Annotated in this window: 14 protein-coding genes and 1 pseudogene; 8 read left to right on the top strand and 7 right to left on the bottom strand. The window is 72.8% G+C overall.

Annotated elements, in window-relative coordinates; translation table 11 throughout:
- Positions 1-122 precede the first annotated feature (122 nt).
- Together ACYVO7_RS00720 and ACYVO7_RS00715 are read left to right on the top strand one after the other, a co-directional pair.
- Positions 123-1,184 (top strand): ligase-associated DNA damage response exonuclease, encoded by a 1,062-nt coding sequence (locus ACYVO7_RS00720; protein ID WP_460448528.1) that lies wholly within the window; start codon positions 123-125, stop codon positions 1,182-1,184.
- Positions 1,181-2,908, top strand: coding sequence for a cisplatin damage response ATP-dependent DNA ligase (locus ACYVO7_RS00715; protein ID WP_460447938.1), 1,728 nt, complete (start codon positions 1,181-1,183; stop codon positions 2,906-2,908). The genes ACYVO7_RS00720 and ACYVO7_RS00715 overlap by 4 nt, the downstream gene beginning before the upstream one ends.
- Positions 2,909-2,923: 15 nt before the next feature.
- Here ACYVO7_RS00715 and ACYVO7_RS00710 read toward each other — a convergent pair whose 3' ends face one another.
- The gene (locus ACYVO7_RS00710; RefSeq protein WP_460447937.1) at positions 2,924-4,309 is read right to left on the bottom strand and encodes a hypothetical protein; all 1,386 of its coding nucleotides are present in this window, start codon (positions 4,307-4,309) and stop codon (positions 2,924-2,926) included.
- 245 nt (positions 4,310-4,554) lie between these two features.
- Between ACYVO7_RS00710 and ACYVO7_RS00705 the strand changes: the two genes are divergently transcribed.
- Entirely contained in the window at positions 4,555-5,193 is a 639-nt protein-coding gene (locus tag ACYVO7_RS00705; protein WP_406858509.1) for a response regulator, read from the top strand.
- A gap of 24 nt (positions 5,194-5,217) precedes the next feature.
- On the opposite strand, the pseudogene ACYVO7_RS00700 reads toward ACYVO7_RS00705, so the two are convergent.
- Positions 5,218-6,126: pseudogene (locus ACYVO7_RS00700) on the bottom strand (alpha/beta hydrolase); the annotation flags it as partial.
- Between the two features lie 144 nt (positions 6,127-6,270).
- On the opposite strand from ACYVO7_RS00700, the gene ACYVO7_RS00695 reads away from it, so the two are divergent.
- Together ACYVO7_RS00695 and ACYVO7_RS00690 are read left to right on the top strand one after the other, a co-directional pair.
- A complete protein-coding gene (locus tag ACYVO7_RS00695) occupies positions 6,271-6,534 on the top strand; it encodes a DUF6460 domain-containing protein (RefSeq protein ID WP_406856383.1) in 264 nt (87 codons plus the stop codon).
- A gap of 8 nt (positions 6,535-6,542) precedes the next feature.
- Entirely contained in the window at positions 6,543-7,157 is a 615-nt protein-coding gene (locus ACYVO7_RS00690) for an MATE family efflux transporter (protein WP_460447936.1), read from the top strand.
- Between the two features lie 64 nt (positions 7,158-7,221).
- On the opposite strand, the gene ACYVO7_RS00685 is transcribed toward ACYVO7_RS00690, so the two are convergent.
- A complete protein-coding gene (locus tag ACYVO7_RS00685; protein WP_460447935.1) occupies positions 7,222-7,566 on the bottom strand; it encodes a hypothetical protein in 345 nt (114 codons plus the stop codon).
- 242 nt (positions 7,567-7,808) lie between these two features.
- Here ACYVO7_RS00685 and ACYVO7_RS00680 point away from each other — a divergent pair, with 242 nt between their 5' ends.
- Positions 7,809-10,580: a ligase-associated DNA damage response DEXH box helicase gene (locus ACYVO7_RS00680; RefSeq protein ID WP_460447934.1), complete on the top strand. Its 2,772-nt coding sequence runs from the start codon at positions 7,809-7,811 to the stop codon at positions 10,578-10,580.
- The gene (gene pdeM, locus ACYVO7_RS00675) at positions 10,577-11,299 is read left to right on the top strand and encodes a ligase-associated DNA damage response endonuclease PdeM (RefSeq protein ID WP_460447933.1); all 723 of its coding nucleotides are present in this window, start codon (positions 10,577-10,579) and stop codon (positions 11,297-11,299) included. The genes ACYVO7_RS00680 and pdeM overlap by 4 nt, the downstream gene beginning before the upstream one ends.
- A gap of 4 nt (positions 11,300-11,303) precedes the next feature.
- Here the strand turns inward: pdeM and ACYVO7_RS00670 are convergent, their stop codons facing one another.
- The 4 genes from ACYVO7_RS00670 to ACYVO7_RS00655 form a co-directional block, all read right to left on the bottom strand.
- Positions 11,304-11,819, bottom strand: coding sequence for a DUF3429 domain-containing protein (locus ACYVO7_RS00670; protein ID WP_460447932.1), 516 nt, complete (start codon positions 11,817-11,819; stop codon positions 11,304-11,306).
- A 72-nt stretch (positions 11,820-11,891) separates the two neighbouring features.
- Complete coding sequence (locus tag ACYVO7_RS00665) at positions 11,892-12,668, bottom strand: TIGR02186 family protein (RefSeq protein ID WP_460447931.1); 777 nt, start codon at positions 12,666-12,668, stop codon at positions 11,892-11,894.
- Positions 12,665-13,591, bottom strand: a complete 927-nt coding sequence (locus ACYVO7_RS00660) for a sulfite exporter TauE/SafE family protein (RefSeq protein WP_406856389.1) — start codon at positions 13,589-13,591, stop codon at positions 12,665-12,667. Before ACYVO7_RS00660 ends, ACYVO7_RS00665 begins: the two co-directional genes overlap by 4 nt.
- Before the next feature lie 158 nt (positions 13,592-13,749).
- Positions 13,750-17,781, bottom strand: coding sequence for an SEL1-like repeat protein (locus ACYVO7_RS00655; protein ID WP_460447930.1), 4,032 nt, complete (start codon positions 17,779-17,781; stop codon positions 13,750-13,752).
- A 333-nt stretch (positions 17,782-18,114) separates the two neighbouring features.
- Between ACYVO7_RS00655 and ACYVO7_RS00650 the strand changes: the two genes are divergently transcribed.
- Entirely contained in the window at positions 18,115-19,908 is a 1,794-nt protein-coding gene (locus ACYVO7_RS00650) for an acyl-CoA dehydrogenase C-terminal domain-containing protein (RefSeq protein WP_460447929.1), read from the top strand.
- The last annotated feature ends 202 nt before the right edge of the window (positions 19,909-20,110 follow it).

The following is a 20,110-nucleotide window of genomic DNA, read 5'->3' as shown; positions in this document are numbered from 1 at the left end:
AGTAGCACGATTGTCAATTGGCGCGTGCAAGTACGACAGACTACAGCGTGAGGTATAGGCCGGACCTGGTCGAGGTTTCGGCGCGCCTCGCCGGGCCGCAGGGCGAGTCCTATGTAACGGGCATGCGCCCCTCCGATCTCCTGACGCTGACGCCCTCCGGGCTCTACTGTCCCCAGGCCGACGTCCATATCGATCCCGTCCGCCCGGTGGCCCGCGCCCTGATCACGCATGGCCATTCCGACCATGCGCGCTCCGGCCATGGCCGGGTGCTCGCCACGCCCGAAACGCTGGGAATCATGGCGGTGCGCTACGGCCCCGACTTCGCCGACGCCACGCAGGAAGCCCGCCTCGGCGAGCGCATCGACCTCAACGGCGTCAGCGTGACCTATCGCCCTGCGGGCCATGTGCTCGGCTCCGCCCAGATCGCGCTCGAATGCGAAGGGCTGCGCATCGTCGTCTCGGGCGACTACAAGCGCGCGCCCGATCCCACCTGCGCCCCCTTCGAGGTCGTGCCCTGCGACGTCTTCATCACCGAGGCGACCTTCGGCCTGCCGGTGTTCCGGCATCCGGACACGCGCGACGAGGTCGGCAAGCTCCTCGCCTCCGTGCGGCTCTTTCCCGAGCGCGCCCACATCGTCGGCGCCTATGCGCTCGGCAAGGCCCAGCGCCTGATGGCGCTGATCCGGGAGGCCGGCTACGACGAGCCCATCTACGTCCACGGCGCGATGGAGCGCCTCACGGAATTCTATATCGCGCACGGCGTGCCCCTGGGCGACGTCCGCAAGGTGCAGGCGGCCGACCGGCCCAGGCTCGGGGGCGCCATCGTGATCTGCCCGCCGAGCGCCACCCAGGACCTCTGGGCGCGCAAGTTCCCGGATCCCGTCACGGCCTTCGCGTCCGGCTGGATGCGGGTGCGGGCGAGGGCGCGCCAGAAGGGCGTGGAGCTGCCCCTGGTGGTGTCCGACCACTCCGACTGGGACGACCTCTGCCGCACCATCCTGGAGACCGGCGCGTCGGAGGTGTGGGTCACACACGGCCAGGAGGACGCGCTCGTCCATTGGTGCGTGACGCGCGGCGTCCGGGCCAAGCCGCTGCACATGCTGGGCTACGGGGACGAGGGCGAGGTCGAGCCCGAGACGCTCCCGGGCGAGACGCCCCTTGCGGGCGCGGAGGCGTCCTCGTGAACCGCTTCGCCGCCCTGCTGGACCGCCTCGCCTATGAGCCCGGCCGCAACAACAAGCTGCGGATGATGACGGACTATTTCCGCACCACGCCCGACCCGGAGCGGGGCTTCGCGCTGGCCGCCCTGTCGGGCGGGCTCTCCTTCGCCAACGCCAAGCCGGGCCTCATCCGGGCCCTCATCGCCGAGCGCACCGACCCGGTCCTTTTCGGGCTGAGCTACGACTATGTGGGCGACCTCTCCGAGACCGTGGCGCTGCTCTGGCCGTCGCCCGGCGAGAGCCATCGCCAGACCGGCGGCGGGGTCGACGCGCTCGACCGCCAGGACGGCGCCCGCCCGGCGGCCGGCCACAACCGGCCGCCGCCCTCGCTCGCGGAGGTGATCGAGGCCCTCCAGGCCAGCCACCGGACCGATCTGCCGGGCCTGCTCACCCGCTGGCTGGACGGCCTCGACGAGACGGGCCGCTGGGCGCTGCTGAAGCTCATCACCGGCAGCTTGCGCATCGGCGTCTCGGCCAGGCTGGCCAAGAGCGCCGTCGCCGCCCTGGGGACCCTGGAGCCCAACGACATCGAGGAGGTCTGGCACGGGCTGGAGCCGCCCTATGAGCCGCTCTTCGCCTGGGCCGAGGGGCTGGCGCCGCGTCCCGAAGCCACCGATCCGGCTCCCTTCCGCCCGCCCATGCTGGCGCATCCCCTCGACGACTCCGACTTCGACAGCCTGGACCCGGCCGAGATGACGGCCGAATGGAAATGGGACGGCATCCGGGTGCAGGCGGTCGGCGGCGTGCGGCCGGACGGGCGCCGGGTCCAGCGGCTCTATTCGCGCACCGGCGAGGACATCTCCCGGAGCTTCCCGGACCTGGTCGAGGCCATCGACTTCGACGGCGCCATCGACGGCGAATTGCTGATCCTGCGCGAGGGGCGGGTGCAGACCTTCAACGTGCTGCAGCAGCGCCTCAATCGCCAGAGCGTCTCGCCCCGGATGCTGGTGGAGTTCCCCGCCCACGTCCGGGCCTACGACCTCCTGACCCATGCGGGCGAGGACCTGCGGCCCCTGCCGTTCTGCGACCGCCGCGAGCGCCTGCAGGGCTTCCTGGAGGGGCTGGGCAATCCGCGCTTCGACATTTCGCCCCTGATCCGCTTCGCGAGCTGGGACGAGCTGGCGGCCGCCCGCGCCGATCCGGCCAACGCCGGGGCGGGGGTCGACGCCGCGGCCGTCGAGGGCTGCATGATCAAGCGCGCCGACAGCCCCTATGTGCCGGGCCGCCCGAAAGGGCTCTGGTACAAGTGGAAGCACGATCCTCACGTGGTCGACGCCGTGCTGATGTACGCCCAGCGCGGCCACGGCAAGCGCTCGTCCTTCTACTCGGACTTCACCTTCGGGGTCTGGCGCGAGGGCGCGTCGGGCGACGAGCTCGTGCCGGTCGGCAAGGCCTATTTCGGTTTCACCGACGCCGAACTGGCCGAACTGGACCGTTTCGTCCGGCGCAACACGCTGAACCGCTTCGGCCCGGTGCGCGAGGTCACGCACGAGCCCGACCGGGGCCTCGTGCTGGAGATCGCCTTCGAGGGCCTGAACCGCTCGACGCGGCACAAGTCCGGCGTGGCGATGCGCTTTCCGCGCGTCTCGCGCATCCGCTGGGACAAGCCGCCCGCCGAGGCCGACCGGATCGAGGTGCTGGAGAAGCTGATCCGCGCCGGCGAGACCCGCGACGCGACGCCGGGGTGACGCCCCCGACGCGCGTCAGAGCATGTCGTCATGGAGCGGGCGCGGGACCTGCGGCGAGCGGCGCGTGAGCAGGCTCGCGGCCGCGCCGGCGGCCAGCCCCATCGCGCAGGCGCAGAGCCCGGCCGCGGCGTCGCCCAGCCCCTCCGGCCCGAGCCGTCCGCCGACGAGCGCCAGCGACGCCGCAAGGCCGACGCAAAGCGACGCGATGGCGCCGGCCGCGTTGGCCCGGTCCCATCCGGCCCCGAGCAGGACCGGCGGCAGCAGCGCCCCGACCAGGATCGCCGAGGCCGCGCCGGCCTGCGCCGCCGCGACGCCCGGCGCGAAGGCGGCCGCAACGCCGGCCGCCGCGACGACGGCGAGGCACGCCAGCCGGATCTGGGCGAAGCGCAGGGACGCCGGCGTGCGGCGCCGGTCGACCCGGGCGCGCAGGTCGAAGGCCAGCGCCTGCCCGGCGGCCAGCAGGAACGCCCCGGAAGCCGCCATGGCGACCGCCGCCGCGAACACGTCGGCCGCGATCGCCGGGAACAGGCCGTCGGCGGGGGTCGCCGCGGGCGCGACCGCATAGGCGAGCGCTCCGGTCAGCACCGCCGCCCACAGCAGCGCGATGCGGCAATCCTCGGTCTTCTCGACGCCGGGCCAGATCGTCTGCGACGCCGGGGAGGCCAGCGCCGCGAGGGCTCCGGCGACGCCCAGCGCCAGGCCGTTCGGCCCCATCAGCGGCGAGAGCGCCGCCGCGAACCGCTCCGGCGAGGCGGCCGGGCGGCCGAACCACAGCATGGCGGCGGCCCCCAGGGCGGCGAGCCCGAGCGCCACGGCGGCGCGCGTCTGGCCGCGCGCTCCGCCGGGCAGCGTCATGCACCCGACCACGGCCGCCACGACCGCGGCGGCCTGCGGGGCGCCCATCCCGAACACGCGCGAGACGACGCCCGCGGCTGCGGCCAGAGCCGCCGTCCCGAGCCCGAACGATCCCGCGCCGACCACCACGGCGGCCAGCGCCCGGGCGAGGGGGCTGGCGAAACGCGTCCCGACGAAGCTCGCCCAGGTCGGCGCGCCGGAGCGGCGCAGCGCCGGCGCCAGCAGGAAGGCGGCCAGCAGCAGCCCCGCCGCGGCCGCGGCCGGCGACTGCCCCGGGAACGCCCAGGGCCAGACCGCCGCCGTCCCCAGGCTCGCGCCCGCCGCCGGCAGCGTCCTCCCCTGCGTCAGGAACGCCGGCAGCCGCATCGTGCCGCACGCCAGGCCCGCCGCGACGGCCACACCGAGCATGATCCCCACGGCCGCCATCCCGAGCGCCCGGCCCGGCGCCCCGAGGCGCTCGGCCACTGCGACGGCGGCGGCCGTCAGCCCGACGACCACGGCCGACAGGCTGGCGAACCGGATGAAATCGATCCGGGAACTCATCATCCGTGGGAATCCTGCTCGTCAAACACGTGTCGCATGGCCGCTGCAATCTCGACGACGCACGATGCGGGCGGCGGCCGCGCGTGACAAGTCCCGGGCGGTTGCATCCGCAATACCCGCTATGCCGAAATACTTGCTCCGGCTGAGAATTTCACGGAAGGTCGTCAACCGGACATAACAAATAGGTCAGCGCCCGGCACGGGCGATCGCGGGAGGGGATTGTGAGCGCATCGGCACAGACACGCATCATGATCGCGGACGACCATCCGCTCGTGCGCGGCGCGCTCAGGACCGCCGTGGCGGGGGTCGAGCCCGAGGCCGAGATCCTCGAGGCGGGCACCTTCGAGGAGGTCACCGACAGCCTCGGCCGCGGCATGGACCTCGACCTCGTCCTGCTCGACCTTACGATGCCGGGCGTCCAGGGCTTCTCCGGCCTGATGTATCTGCGCGCCCAGCACCCCGGGACCCCGGTGGTGGTGGTGTCCGGCAACGAGGACCGGGGCGTCATCCGCCGCTGCATCGAGTTCGGCGCGTCGGGCTTCATCCCCAAGACCGTCGACGTCGAGACCATGCGGGCGGCGATCCGGGCCGTGCTGGACGGCGGCGACTACACGCCGCCCGACGTCGACATGTCCGCCCCGATGGACCGGGAGACCAGCGACCTGGTCAAGCGCCTCGGCAGCCTCACGCCCCAGCAGGTCCGGGTGCTGATGATGCTGTCGGAGGGGCTGCTCAACAAGCAGATCGCCTATGAGCTCAGCGTCTCGGAGGCCACCGTCAAGGCGCATGTCTCCGCCATCCTGCAGAAGCTCGGCGTCGAGAGCCGCACGCAGGCGGTGATCGCCGCCTCCAGGATCGCGGCTGGCCAGCCCGCCACGGTGGACTGAGGCGCCGTCAGGCCGCCTGCAGGCCAGCGCCCGCTCGGTCAGCGCGCCCGCAAAGCCGATGAACACATGCGCGCCGCCCGGCCACACGGCGAGCTCCGCCCGATTGCCGGCCGCAAGCCAGCGCGACGCCATGAACAGCGTGTCGTCCAGCAGCGGATCGCGCGTGCCCACCGTGAACAGCGCCGGCGGCAGCCCGGCGAGGTCGCCCTGCAGGGGCGAGACGTCCGGGTCGCGCACGTCGCCCTTCAGGCGCAGGAAGTTCTGCACGAAGAGGAAGATGTCGCGGGTGTTGAGGATCAGCTTGGTCTCTCCCCACCGCCTCACGCTGGGGGTCAGGGCGAGGTCGTAGCACCCGGCCGTCAGGTTCGCGGCCCGGAAGGGCGTCAGCCCATGCCGGTCGCGCAGCCGCATCAGCGTCACCGCCGCCAGATGCGCCCCGGCCGACTCGCCGCCGATGAGGAGCCTCTCCGTGCCGAAGCGCGCCTTCGCCTCGCGGACGAGCCACAGCGCCGCCGCCTCGCAGTCGTCCGGCGCGGCCGGGTAGGGCGCCTCGGGCGCGAGCCGGTACTCGACGGAGACGCAGGCGAGCCCGCACACGCGGGCCAGCCGCTCCAGCCGGTCGTCCTGCATGTCGGCCGTGCCGAACACCCAGCCCCCGCCATGGATGTGCAGGTAGACCCCCGAGGGCTCGGCCGGCGCGACGATGCGCAGCTCCAGCGGGCCGCCCGGCCCCTCGATGGCGATGGTCCGCGCCCATGCGCTGGCGGGCGGGACCGGGAAGGCGCCCAGCCCCTGCTTGCGGCGCTCGCGCACCACCGCCGGCGGCGCGGACCACTGGTCCGGCAGTCCGGCGAGCTTGGCCAGGATCTCGGCGTTCAACGCCAGAGTTTCAGCGTCGACGCTTGCGGGATCGAAGGCTGCGGGGTCGACCAGCATGGCGGGGCTCGGCTCCAGGACGGGGCCGCCATGAAACGGCGCCGGCGTCCCGTGGTCCAGTCCCCGCCGGTCCTGATTTCAGCCCGGATCGATGCTAAAGAGACGCCATGGAATCGCCCGGCGCGCGGGCCGGAGGACAGCATGGCGAACACGGATCTCTCCCGCATCCTGGGCGGCTCCCCCGGATCCGTGCTGCTCAAGCTGATCTTCATGTCCATCGTGGTCGGCGCCTTCCTGTCGCTGTTCGGGCTCACCCCGCCCGACCTGCTCCGGGGCGCCAAGGAGCTGCTCGACCGCATCATGGATCTCGGCTTCGGTGCCGTTCGGCAGGTTCTGCGCTACTTCGTCTATGGGGCGATGATCGTCGTCCCGGTCTGGCTCCTGATGCGGCTCTTCGGCCGCTGAGCTTCTCCGTGAACGCGCCTGCCCCCCGCCGGCCCGTCGACGCGTCGGCCGCCCGCATCGTCGCGCTCGCCGCGCCGATGATGCTGGCGCATCTCACCGAGCCGCTGATCGGGCTGGTCGACACGGCGGTGATCGGCCGCCTGGGCGAGGTCCATCTGCTCGGGGCGGTGGCCATCGGGGCCGTGCTGTTCGACATGCTGTTCTGGGGGCTCGGATCGCTGCGCATGAGCACGGCCGGGCTCACCGCGCAGGCCTTCGGGGCGGGCGACGACCGCGAGGTCGCCCGCGCGCTGGCCCGGGCCCTGGCGGTGGCCGCTTGCCTCGGCGTCCTGCTCATCCTGCTCCAGGCGCCCATCATTGCGGCGACGTTCCGGCTGATGGACGCCAGCCCGGCCGTGACCGAGGCGGCGCGCGACTATATCCGCATCCGCATCTGGTCCGGGCCCTTCGCCCTGGCCAACTACGCCATCCTGGGCTCCCTGATCGTCTACGCCGCGGAGGCGCTGTCGGCGGGGTGGAGCAATACGGGCCTGTGGATCGCCTTCCTGCTGTTCCTGGCGATCCGGGGACTGGGGCAGGCGGCGCTCTATCCCCGGCTCGCCCGCCGGTCCTTCGCGGCCTGAACCACGCGGCGCGAAGCCCCACGGCGGACCGCGGGGCCTCGGCGGATCTCAAGGGCTCGGCCGGTCAGTCGCAGACGGTGCGGCGCACGGTGCGCCAGCCATAGTCGGTCATCACGCGCCGGCGGACCACGTAGCAGTCGCCCGCATAGACCGGCGCCCCATAGGCCGGCTGGGCGGAGGCCGCCAGGGCCGCGCCGAGCGCCAGGCCGCCGACGATGCCGGCCGCGGCGGCGCCGCCGCCATAGCCCCAGCCGCGATGATGGTAGTAGCCCCATCCGCCGGCCGCCGCGGGGGTCGACGTGGCGATCGCCGCGCCGCCGACCGTGAGGGCGACGAGGGCCGCCGCGATCGACTTGCGGACCCGGGTGCTGCGGTTGCGGACAGGCGTCGAGAGGAGGGCGGCGGACATGGAGGGATCTCCTGGGATGGTGAAGGCGGCTTCTGTAAAACCGCTCGGAAGGACTGGGAGCCGGGGAGGAAGATCTGTGGAGCTCTTGGGCCGTTGCTCGTCGGCCACGGATGGACATTGCCCTCATCAAGCCCGGCCCGATGTGTGGCTCCGCACACGCCTTGGGGCCGTGACGGCGAGGCGCGGGCCTCTTTCGGGATCCCGGAATCCCAATCGGGCCGGAATGCGCTAGTTTCAGGCGAGTGAGCGCGCCCCAACCCGACCATTCCGCCCTGCCGCCCCGCTTCGCATCGTGGTTCGCGTCGCGCGGCTGGGCCGCGAGGCCCCATCAGCTCGAACTCCTGGCGCTGGCCCAGGCGGGGCGCTCCGCGCTGCTCGTCGCCCCCACGGGCGCCGGCAAGACGCTGGCGGGCTTCCTGCCGAGCCTGGTCGAGCTCGCCGACGCGCCGCCCGGCGGGCTGGAGGGGCGCGGCCTCCACACGCTCTATGTCTCTCCCCTGAAGGCGCTCGCGACCGACATCGCCCGCAACCTGGAGGCGCCCATCGCCGAGATGGGGCTGGGGGTGCGCGTGGAGACCCGCACCGGCGACACGCCCGCCCACAAGCGGACCCGCCAGATGCAGCGGCCGCCCGACATCCTGATGACGACGCCCGAGCAGCTCGCCCTGATGCTGGCCCACCGCGACGCGCGGACCCTGTTCGCCGGGCTGCGCCGGGTCGTGCTCGACGAGCTTCACGCGCTGGTGACGTCCAAGCGCGGCGACCTGCTGTCGCTCGGCCTCGCCCGGCTGCGCCGCCTCGCGCCCGGCCTCGCCGCCGTGGGGCTGTCCGCCACGGTCCGCGAGCCCGACGAGCTGCGCCGCTACCTGGGCGCGACCGGCGCCGCGCCGCCCGATGCATCGCGTGGCGCCGTGGCGCCGAAGAGTCGCGGCGCCGAGGCGCCGGGGAGTCGTGGCGCCGAAGCGTCGCAGAGTCGCGGCGCCGAGCCGCCGGCGATGGCCGATCTCGTGGCCGTGGCCGGCGGGGCGGCGCCCGACATCCGCATCCTGGAGGGCTCGCGCACGCTGCCGCTGGCCGGGCACAACGCCGTCCACGCCATGGGGGCGATCTACGAGGCCATCCAGGCGCACCGCACCACGCTGGTCTTCGTCAACACCCGCATGCAGGCGGAATTCATTTTCCAGGAGCTCTGGCGCATCAACGAGGACGGCCTGTCCATCGCCCTGCATCACGGCTCGCTGGACGTCGGCCAGCGCCGCAAGGTGGAGGCCGCCATGATCGCGGGCCAGCTCCGGGCCGTGGTCTGCACCTCCACGCTCGACCTCGGCATCGACTGGGGCGACGTCGACCTCGTCGTCAATGTCGGCGCGCCCAAGGGCGCGAGCCGCCTGATGCAGCGCATCGGCCGGTCCAACCACCGGCTCGACGAGGCGTCGCAGGCGCTGCTGGTGCCGGCCAACCGCTTCGAGATCATGGAGTGCCGGGCGGCGCTGGACGCCGTCGCGGAGGCCGCGCAGGACACGCCCGACGCCAGGGTCGGCGCGCTGGACGTGCTCGCCCAGCACGTCCTCGGCATGGCCTGCGCCGAACCCTTCGACGCCGACGACCTCTACGCGGAGGTCTCGTCCGCGAGCCCCTATGCGGGCCTCGGCCGCGACGATTTCGACCGTGTGGTCGCCTTCGTGGCGACCGGCGGATACGCGCTCGCCACCTATGACCGCTTCGCCAAGATCCGGCGCGGGACGGACGGGCTCTGGCGCGCCGCCAACCCGCGCGTGGCCCAGCAATACCGCATGAATGTCGGAACCATCGTCGAAGCCGCGATGCTCAAGGTGCGGCTCGGCCGGGTCAAGCACGCCCGGCCCGGCTCGCCCGGCGTCGTCGCGCGCGGCGGCCGGACCCTGGGCGAAGTGGAGGAGTATTTCGCCGAGGGGCTGCTGCCGGGCGACACCTTCGTGTTCGCCGGCGAGATCCTGCGCTTCGAGGCGCTGGCCGAGAACGAGGTGGTGGTGTCCCGCGCCCCGGCCGGCACGGACCCGAAGGTGCCCTCCTATGCGGGGGGCAAGTTCCCGCTCTCCACCTTCCTGGCGGCCCGGGTCCGCGCCATGCTGGCCGATCCGGCCGAGTGGAGCCGGCTCCCGGGCGGCGTCGCCGACTGGCTGGAGAACCAGACCCGCAGGTCGGCGCTGCCCCGGCGCGACGACCTGCTGGTCGAGACCTTCCCGCGAGCCGGCCGGCACTATCTGGTCGCCTATCCGTTCGAGGGGCGGCTCGCCCACCAGACGCTCGGCATGCTGCTCACCCGCCGGCTGGAGCGCGCCCGCCTGAGGCCGCTCGGCTTCGTGGCGACCGATTACGGCCTCGCCGTCTGGGGCCTCTCCGACCTCAGCGCCGCGATCGCGCAGGGCCGGCTGAGCCTCGACGAACTCTTCGCCCAGGACATGCTGGGCGACGACCTGGAGGAGTGGCTGGACGAGTCCGCGCTCATGAAGCGGACCTTCCGCCAATGCGCCATCATCGCCGGCCTGATCGAGCGCCGGCATCCCGGCATGGAGAAGAGCGGCCGTCAGGTCACCATGTCGACCGACCTCGTCTATGACGTGCTGCGCCGGCACGAGCCGGACCACATCCTGCTCAAGGCCACCCGGGCGGATGCGGCGACAGGTCTCCTCGACTTGCAGCGCCTGGCCGGCATGTTGTCGCGCATCCAGGGGCGAATCATGCACAAGTCGCTGGAGCGGGTCTCTCCGCTGGCCATCTCGGTGATGCTGGAGATCGGCCGCGAGGCGGTCTATGGCGAGGCGGCGGAGGACATCTTGGCCGAGGCGGAAGCGCAGATGATGGACGAGGCGATGGAGACGGGGACGCCCGCGGCGGCCACTGGCCCGGCGGACGCGCAGCCGCGTCCCGCCCCGGCGCCCGCGTCGCTGTCGAACCGGGCCCGCGCGTCGTCCCGCTCCAGGGGGCTCCGGGCCTTCGCGCGGATCAAGCTGTCGCGGAGCGAGACTCCGTGAACGCGCGTCCGTCGGCCCTGTCCGTCCGCGACGCCGCCGCAGTCGCGACGGAGCTGCGCGTCGGCGACGCCGTCTTCGCGGCCTGCCGCTCCGGCGCGCTGTTCCTGGAGGCCGAGCGGCTGCTGGTCGTGGCGGACCTCCATTTGGAGAAGGGCTCCGCCTACGCGGCCCGCGGGCAGATGCTGCCGCCCTATGACAGCCGCGCCACGCTGGCGGCCATGACGGCCGTGGTGGCGCGCTACCGCCCCGCCACGGTCGTGGTGCTGGGCGACGGCTTCCATGACGTTCGGGCGCTGGAGCGCATCCCGGCCGAGGACATGGCCGCCCTGCGCATCCTCCAGACCGGGGCGGACTGGATCTGGATCGCCGGCAACCACGATCCGGAGCCCCCGGCCGGCCTCGGCGGCCAGGCCCGCGACAGCGTCGTGCTGCGCGGCGTCACGCTGCGCCACGAGCCGGCGCCCGGCGAGGCCGGGCCGGAGCTGGCGGGTCATCTCCACCCGGCCGCGAAGGTGGCCGGGCGCGGCCGCGCCATCCGCCGCCGCTGCTTCGTCTCGGACGGGCGGCGTTGCGTGATGCCGGCCTTCGGCGCCTATGCGGGCGGCCTCAACGTGCTCGACCGCGCCTTCGCGCCGCTCTTCGCGCGCCGCTTCACCGCGCATGTGATGGGATCGGACCGGGTCTACGCGGTCTCCGCCGCGCAGCTGTCTCCGGACTGACGCGTCAGCCCTCCGCGCCCGGCAGCATGGCGAGCGCGACCAGGAGCGTGCACACGACGGCGGCGGTGAGCGCCAGGCGCAGCGTGCCGTACCAGCGCGGCGCGACGCCGCGCCAGGCGAGCGCCACGTCCGACACCCCGAGCACCAGGAAGCAGCCGATCACCACCACGAGGTCGTGCGGCCGCGGCATGAACAGAGCGCCCCAGGCGACCAGCGGCGGCAGCACCGACATGACGAACAGGCTGGGCGCATGCTCGCGGTTCGGGATCAGCAGCCCCACGCCCCAGCGCACGCCGCCCAGGAAGGACGCGATCACCACCCCATAGGCGACGAGGCCGGCCCGCGCGAAGCCCGACGGCAGCCCGAGCCGCGCATCGGCCTGCACCAGGGCCGCGACCGTGAGCGCCACGAAGGGGATCACCCCGGCCGCGCCGAGCGCCATCGCGGAGGCAGGCATGACCCGGTCGTCGCGGAGGGCGGCGGGCGCCGGGTCGGGGCTGTCGAGGGTCGGCGCGGTCATGCGGGCTCCGGCGGGCGAGGATCTGGCCGATCGTTACCCCGGCCCCGCCCGAAGGGCCAGCGCCACGCGCGATCAGTCCCGCCTGAAGATCACCGTCGCGAGCCACCCGAAGGCGAGCGAGAGCGCGGCGGTCAGCCCGCCATACAGCAGCGGATGCTGGTGCGCGGCCTGCGCCACCGCCTGCTCGAAGCCCACCTTGGTGACCTCGAAATTGGTGCTCTCGCGGGCCAGCAGCACGCCGCCCGAGAATAGCGTCACGCCGACCTCGTAGCCGCCGAGCGGCGCCGTCGCCGGCACTGGCACCGCCGCGCGGAAGATCGAGGGCGTGATGAAGGTCACGCCGCGCTCGTTGACCTTGTAGAGCCCGGCGTCCTTCTGCAGCCGCACCAGCGCGGTCCTGAAGGTCGGGTCGTAGACGAGGTCGTATCCGGCCGGGTCGAGCAGCGCCTCCAGCCCCAGGCCGAAGCGGCGGCGCAGGTCCGGCGACGAGATGAGCTCGATCGGGCGCGAGGAGATCTGCGCCAGCGTCGTCGGAACCTCGAAGAACTTGCGCTGGTTCAGGTTCATCCAGATCGGGCCGAGCTTCATCTTCTGGCGCACCACCGTGGAGGCGCGCGGCCCCGTGGCGGTCACCACCACGTCGTAGGGCTCGGCCCGCGTCACGCTGCGGCGCTCGTTGTCGATGACGCCGAAGACGACCAGCTCCGATCCCGTATAGGTGGACGTGATCTGCACCCGATGGCTGGAGAGCGACAGCACCAGGGTCTCGGCCCTGGCGGCCCCGCCGGCCCACAGCGACGCCATCGCGGCGGCGGCGAGGCGCAGCGCGCGGGCGGGGCCCGGCCTCACCGGCGGATCTCCGTCACGCCGAGCGAGAACAGCTCGTCCGGCTTCAGCACGATCTCGGACGCGAAGCGCACCCCCACGGCGAGCACGATGAGGGCCAGCAGGAGCCGGAAATGCTCGCCGCGGATGTTCTGCCCGGCCCGGGCGCCGAACTGGGCGCCGAAGACGCCGCCCACCACCAGCAGCATCGCCAGGATGATGTCGACGGACTGGTTGGTGGCCGAATGCAGCATCGTCGCCGCCACCATGGTGAACAGGATCTGGAACAGCGACGTCCCCACCACCACGGCGGTCGGCACCCGGAACATGTAGATCAGCGCCGGCACCATCAGGAAGCCGCCGCCGATGCCCAGCACAGCGCCGATGAAGCCGATCAGCGTCGACAGGGTCACCAGCGGGATGATGCTGACATAGAGCTTTGAGCGGTGGAACCGCATGCGCAGCGGCAGCCCGAAATACCAGGGATGCTGCCCGCCATGGCGCAGCTTCACGGGTCCGCCCCGCCGCGCCGACGCCATGGCGCGCAGGCTCTCGGTGAACATCAGCCCGCCGACCGAGCCCAGCAGCGTGATGTAGGAAAGGGTGATGACGAGATCGAGCTGGCCGAGGCGGCGCATCGCGTTGAAGAAGGCGACGCCCAGCACGGTGCCGAGCACGCCGCCGGCCAGCAGCACCGACCCGAGCTTGAAATCCAGCGCCCGCCGGCGCCAGTAGGCGATCGCGCCCGTCATCGACGAGGCGGCGATCTGGGCCGATTCCGTCGCCACCGCGACCGCCGCCGGGATGCCGATGAAGATCAGCAGCGGCGTCATCAGGAACCCGCCGCCCACGCCGAACATGCCAGAAATGAAGCCCACGGCCGCGCCGAGGCCCAGCACCAGGAAGATGCTGACGGGAAGCTCCGCGATGGGCAGATAGATCTGCACGGGGTCTGGCCTCGCTGGGCGGCATGGGCTCCGGAGGCCTGGGCCGCCGCGGGCCGGGTCCGCCGTCCATCAAGCGGAGGCGTCGCCGGTCCGTCAACGGCGCAAGGTCGTCGCCGCCCGGATTTGGCCCGGGCGTGGCGCCGGCGCCGCGAGCCGCGTCAGAGCTTCGCCGATCGCGCCTTGGCGGGCGCCTCGCCGGCGCTGTCGCGGTCCCAGCCGCCCGCCGGGGCGGCGACGTCGTTGGCCTTGGCGTCCTGCGGCTTGGCCCTGAACGCGTCGAGCCCCGCCTTGCCGGCCGCCAGCGCGGCGGCGTCCATGCGGCCCGCCACCTCGTCGCGCTTCTTGAACGCGTCCTGGTCGCCCTGGGCGGCCGCGAGCGAGAACCACATCCAGCTTTCCGGCAGGTTCTGCTGCACGCCGAGGCCGCGCGCGGTCAGGATCGCGAGATTGTACTGGCTGTCGCGCACGCCGAACTCGGCGGCCTTGCGGAACCACTGCGCCGCGGCCGAATAGTCCGGCTTGCCGCCGACGCCCTCGGCGATCAGCACGCCGAGATTGTGCATCGCCTTGGCGTTGCCGGCTTCGGCGGCCCGCTGGTACCAGGTCTTGGCCAGCGCCAGGTCCTTGGGGACGCCGACGCCCTTCTCGTAGATGCTGCCGAGGCGGTACTGCGCGGGAGCGAGCCCGAGGCCCGCCGCCTTCTCGAACCACTGCGCCGAAAGCTTGGGATCGCGCGTCGCGCCGCGTCCGTCGGCGAGCCGCACGGCGATCTCGAAGGCCGCGGCAGGGTCGTTCAGGCTCGCCGCCTTCTGCAGCGCCTTGGGCCAGGCGCCCGTCGGCAGGCTCGCGGCCGGGGCCTCCGGGGCCTTGGCGTCGGCCGGCCCCGCCTTCGGGGCGGGGGCGAGCGAGCCGACCGTGGCGGGATCGCGCGCCCCGAACGAGGCGCCGGGGGCCAGCGGGTTGGCGGCGAAGGTCTGGGCCGGGACGCCCGTCGGCGCCGTCAGGCTCGAGCCCATCGTCGGGGCTGCGGGCGCGGCGCTCTCCGGGGCCGGCCGGGCCGGCTGCGGCGCCGCCGGCGGCGCCAGTTGCGACTGCTTCTCGGCGTTGCGGGCGGTCCCGTCGATCGGGGCCTGCTGGGGCGCGGGGCTGGAAGGCTCCTGCCCCTGCAGCATGTTGCGCGCCACCTGTGCGCCGCTGACCGCCAGGAGGATCGTGGCGAGGCCGATCAGGATCGGCCGGCGCTTGGCGTCCACATAGGCCCGGACCTGGTCGACCGCGGATCCGCCGCCCGCGGCCGCCCCGATGGCGTCCCCGTCGGGGGCGGCGCTGAGGGTCGCCTGGGCCGACGCAGCGGCGGTCTTGACCTTGCCCGTCTTGTCGGAGCCGCCGAGCCGGAACCTGGATTTCGGCTCCTCCCGGATCGGCTGGGCGCCGTGCGCCGCCTGAGCGGCCTTGCGGGCGGCCGCGATGAAGCTGGCCTTGGGGCTTTCGGCCTGGTCGTCGCGGTCGAAGTCCGGGGCGACGCGCTCGCCATGGCCCTGCGGGCGTCCGCTGCCGGGCTCCAGCAGCATGTCGTCGGCGAGATCCATGACCGTCGCCGAGCCGGAGCTCTGCGCCGGGGCGTCGTGGACGCGCTCGGAGTCGCCGGCGCGGGCCGCAGGACGGGCCGGCTGGCGCTGCGGCTGCAGGCCGAGCGCCCGGGCGGCTTCGGCGGCCGCGGCGGCGGCGGCCAGCTTCTGGGCGGGCGCCGCGGCGGGCGCGGGGTCGCGCGCCTGCTGCTGGCGGCCGGCGCCCTCGGCGACGGTCATCAGCCGGACGCGGTCGCTCGCCATGTCGGATTCGAGCATTCCGAGCCGCTCGACGATCTTCTCCAGCGTGTCGTGCACGGCCTCGAGGGTCTGCCGGGTGCGCACCTCGGCGAATTCGGACGGGGCGGAGCGGGACGACTCGGAGCCCATCACCCGCGCCGCCGCCTCGTTCGCGGCCTTGGTGGCGGCGACGTCGGCGGCCGCGAGCGCGCCGAGCTTGGCGTCCTCGATCTTGGCGAACAGGTCTCCGATGGACCGCTCCATCGAGCGCAGGGCCGAGAAGCCCTCGCCGGAGCGCTCCAGCGCGGCCGTCATCGAGGCGAGGTGGCCCTGGAGCGCGTCCAGCGACGGCGCGTCGCCCGCCCCGCTGCGCACCTTGTCGATCTTGTCCCCGAGCGTGCGGACGAGCGTCTCCAGGGGCGTCATGTCCGGCGCGGCGGCCTTGCGGTCCAGCGCCTCGGAGAGGGCCGACATCTTGCGGTCCAGCGCGTCGAGCGTGGCGCGGTTGGCGGGCGCGCCCTTGAACGAGTCGAGCTTCTCGCCCAGCGAGCGAAGCTGTCCCTCGATCGGCGAGAGCCGGCCCCGGATGTCGTCGAAGTCTCCGCGGTCGCCCTCGCGGTCGAAGCGCTGGCCCAGTTCGTCCAGGCGCTGTTCGAGCCGCTCGAAACTCGCCTGCGGATTGAAGTCCTGCATGGCCGAGCGGATCGCCGCGACGGCGTCGGAGAGGTCGGCGAGAGCGGCCGACCCCACCTGGCCGGAGCCGCGGGACGGCTTGGCGAGCGCGATGTCGAGCCGGTGGCCGAGCGCGGCGACCTGCTTCTCCAGAGGCTCCAGCGACACGGGCCTCGCCGCCTTGGCGACGACGCCGCGCAGGTCCGCGATCTGCGACAGGATGGCTTCGACCACCTCGGCCGGCATGCCTTGGGCGGGCGCCCGGTCGAGCCTGGCGGCGAGGCCGCCGATATCGTCGCGCAGCGTGGTGAGCCCCGCCACGGGGCGAAGCTCCTCGACCAGGTTGCGCATGTCGTCCAGCACGCGCTGCGCCGGACCCTGGTGGCGCTCGCCGTCCTGGTGGGCCTCCCAGTTCTCCACGCGGTCCGACAGCGTCGCGACGCTGCGCTCCAGGGAGGCGAAATCGCTGCGGCTGGAGATGGTCTGGACGGTGCGGGCGAGGTCGGCGAGCTCGCGGCGCATCGCGTCGACGCCCGGCGGATCGCGCGGCTGGTCCATGCGCTCGAGGCGCTCGGCCAGGCTGACCACGTCGCCGCGCAGGCCGTCCAGCAGCTCCGCGGTGCGGTCCGCCTCGCGCGGGCGGCGCTGCGGCGGCGCCTCCAGCCGGGTCTGGCGGGAGCGGATCTGGGCGATGGCCTCGTCGAGGGTGTGCGCCGGCGGGATCAGCGTCTCGGCGTCGTCGTCGTCATAGCGGTCGGCCCCGCCCTGCGCGTCCAGCGCGTCCAGAACCGATGCGAGCTTTTCCTCGATGCGGGCGATGCGCTCGCCCCGGCCCCGGTCGCCGTCGCGGGCGGACGACGCGTGCTCGGTCTCCTCCAGCTTGTCGGCGATGTCGACGAGGCGGCTCTCCAGCTGCTTGATCGAGGCTTCGATCCGCGACGGCGACGCCGTCGCCGAGGCGGTCTTGCGCTCGATGCGCTCCTCCAGCCGGAGGATGGCGGCCCGGATCGGCTCCAGCTCGGTCGAGCCCTTGTGGGCGATGGCCCGCTCCAGCGAGTCCATGCGGTTCGTCACCAGCCCCAGCGCGTCGCGCAGGGCGGTGGAGGTGCGTTCCTGGGCCTGCGCGAGGGCGTTCAGCTCCTCGCCGCGCCGGGTGTCCGAGCGCTCCATGAAGCGCACGATCGAATCGAGCGCGCCGGCCGTCTTCTCCTCGACGGCTTCCGTGCGGAGGCGGTTCTCCTGCATGGCCCGCTCGAGCACCGAGGCGAGGTCGTTGCGGTCCGCATAGGCGTCCTGCCGCTCGCCGGCCGGCTGGCGCTTGGCCGCCGTGCGGGGCAGGGCGGTCTCGCCGGCGCGCTGCGACAGCCGCTCCAGCCGGGCTTCGAGGCTGGCGAGGCGCTCGGCCGCGGCCTCGTCCTCGTATCGGGCCGCGGGGCGCGAGGCGGGCGCCGCCGGGCGCGTCCGGGACGGGGAGGGGGCGTGGGCCGCAGGGCGCTCCTCGCCCTCGAAATCGCGCGCCTGGGGATGAGCCGGCGCGTGGGACTGGGCGGCTTCGCGCCGCTCGCGTTCTTCGCGTTCGGAGGCGGTCTCGGCGATGACGGTGTTGAGCCACTCGCCCAGCGTCATGCCGGCCCGTCGCGCAGCGTCCTTGGCCGCATCGCGCGCATTCGCGTCGACGCCTTTCACGCTCCACGGGATCGCCTGCTTCATGTCCGCGCTCGTCTTGGAGGGGTGCGAACCCACTCGGTACCAGGGCATCGGGGGGGCCGATGCAGCCTCGGCGCTCCTCGGCCCTTCTACAGAACGGCTGAGCGAACTCCGCGCATCTGACTTTTCTGGGGTTAGGGTAAACAGGGCGTTAAGGAAGCCGCTTTGGTCGTTAAGTTTTGCGTAGGAGAGACGAAGAATTCGTTTCCTTGCGGCGCCCCGTCCCCGTCTCCCCCCTTCCCAAGCCGGCCCCTATGGTTTATATGTGAACTAAATCGGGAAGCGTCCCGCCCGAGCTCGCTCGCGCGAATGCGGGATCCCCTGGAGGAGCCAGCCATGCCGACCTACAAGGCCCCCGTCGAGGACGTCCTGTTCCTGCTGAACGACGTCTTCCGCATGGAGCGATACAGCAACCTGCCGGGCTTCGCCGACGCCTCGCCGGACGTGGTCGAGGCGGTGCTGGGCGAAGCCGCCAAGCTCTGCGAGGAGGTGCTGCAGCCGCTCAACCGCGTGGGCGACCTGGAGGGCTGCACCCGCCATGACGACGGCAGCGTGACCACGCCGAAGGGCTTCAAGGAGGCGGTGAACGCCTTCGCGGAAGGCGGCTGGATCGGCCTCGCGGCGGATCCCGAATATGGCGGCCAGGGCCTGCCCTACACGCTGGCCGCGGTGGTCAACGAGTTCTCGTCCTCGGCCAACATGGCGCTCGCCATGTATCCGGGCCTGACGATGGGCGCGATCGCGGCGCTGCATACGCACGGCTCGCCCGAGCAGAAGGCGCTCTACCTGCCGAAGATGATCGCCGGCGAGTGGACCGGGACCATGAACCTCACCGAGCCGCATTGCGGCACGGATCTCGGCCTCATCAAGACCAAGGCCGTCCCGCAGCCGGACGGCTCCTACAAGGTCACCGGAACGAAGATCTTCATCTCGGCCGGCGAGCACGACATCGCGTCCAACATCATCCACCTTGTGCTGGCCCGCATCGAGGGCGCGCCGGAGGGCGTGAAGGGCATCTCGCTCTTCGTCGTCCCGAAGGTGAAGGTGGCGGCGGACGGCTCTCTCGGCGATCGCAACGGGGTGTCCTGCGGCTCCATCGAGCACAAGATGGGCATCCACGGCAACGCCACCTGCGTGATGAACTACGACGAGGCGACCGGCTGGCTGATCGGCCAGGAGAACCGCGGCCTCGCCGCCATGTTCGTGATGATGAACGAGGCCCGCCTCGGCGTCGCCATCCAGGGCCTCGCCCAGTCCGAGGTCGCCTACCAGAACGCCGTCGTGTACGCCAAGGACCGCCTCCAGGGCCGCTCCCTCACGGGCGCCAAGGCCAAGGACAAGGCCGCGGACCCCATCATCGTCCACCCCGACGTGCGCCGGAACCTCCTGCAGATCCGCGCTTTCAACGAAGCGGCCCGGGCGCTCGTGCTCTACACGGCGCTGAAGAGCGACGTCGCCCACCGGGGCGGCGACGAGAAGGAGCGCCAGCAGGCCGACGACTGGCTCGGCCTGATGACGCCGGTGCTCAAGGGCGTCCTCACCGACGTCGGCTTCGACAATGCGGTGCGCGCTCAGCAGATGTTCGGCGGCCACGGCTACATCGCCGAATGGGGCATGGAGCAGTTCGTCCGCGACGCCCGCATCGCCATGATCTACGAGGGCGCCAACGGCATCCAGGCGCTGGACCTCGTCGGCCGCAAGCTGCCCAAGGACGGCGGCCGGGCCGTGATGGGCTTCTTCAACGAGGTCGGGACCTACCTGAAGGAGAAGGGCGAGGACGCCACCGTGGCGCCGTTCGCCAAGCCCCTCGGCGGCGCCCTGCAGCACCTGCAGCAGGCCACCATGTGGTTCATGAACAACGCCATGGCCAAGCCCGACAACGCCGGCGCCGGCAGCGTCGACTACATGCACCTCTTCGGCCTCGTCGCCATGGGCTACATGTGGGTCCGCATCGTCGAGGCCGCGGCGGCCAAGAAGGCGGCCGGCGAGGGCGATGCAGCCGTGCTGGACGCCAAGCTTGTGACCGCGCGCTTCTTCATGGAGCGCATGCTCCCCGAAACGGCGGCGCATCTCGCCCGCATCTCGGCCGGCTCGGACGCCATCATGGCGCTGCCGGCGGAGGCTTTTTGACGGAAAGCGCCAGGCGGAACCCTCTCCCGCGAAGCGGGGGAGGGCAGGGAGGGGGTGGCGCAGCGCCGCCGTGTCGCAGGATCCCGGCTCATCACCGCCCCCTTCGTCCGCTGCGCGGACATCTCCCCCGCTGCGCGGGAGAGAGTTCGCGCGCCGCCGTTTGATGCTTAAGATCACCCCAACCGCCGCGCGTCGGCGGACC

The organism is Alsobacter sp. SYSU BS001988 (assembly GCF_054796215.1).
The sequence above is the reverse complement of the archived record's forward strand: the minus strand, read 5'-3'. Positions and strand labels throughout refer to the sequence as shown.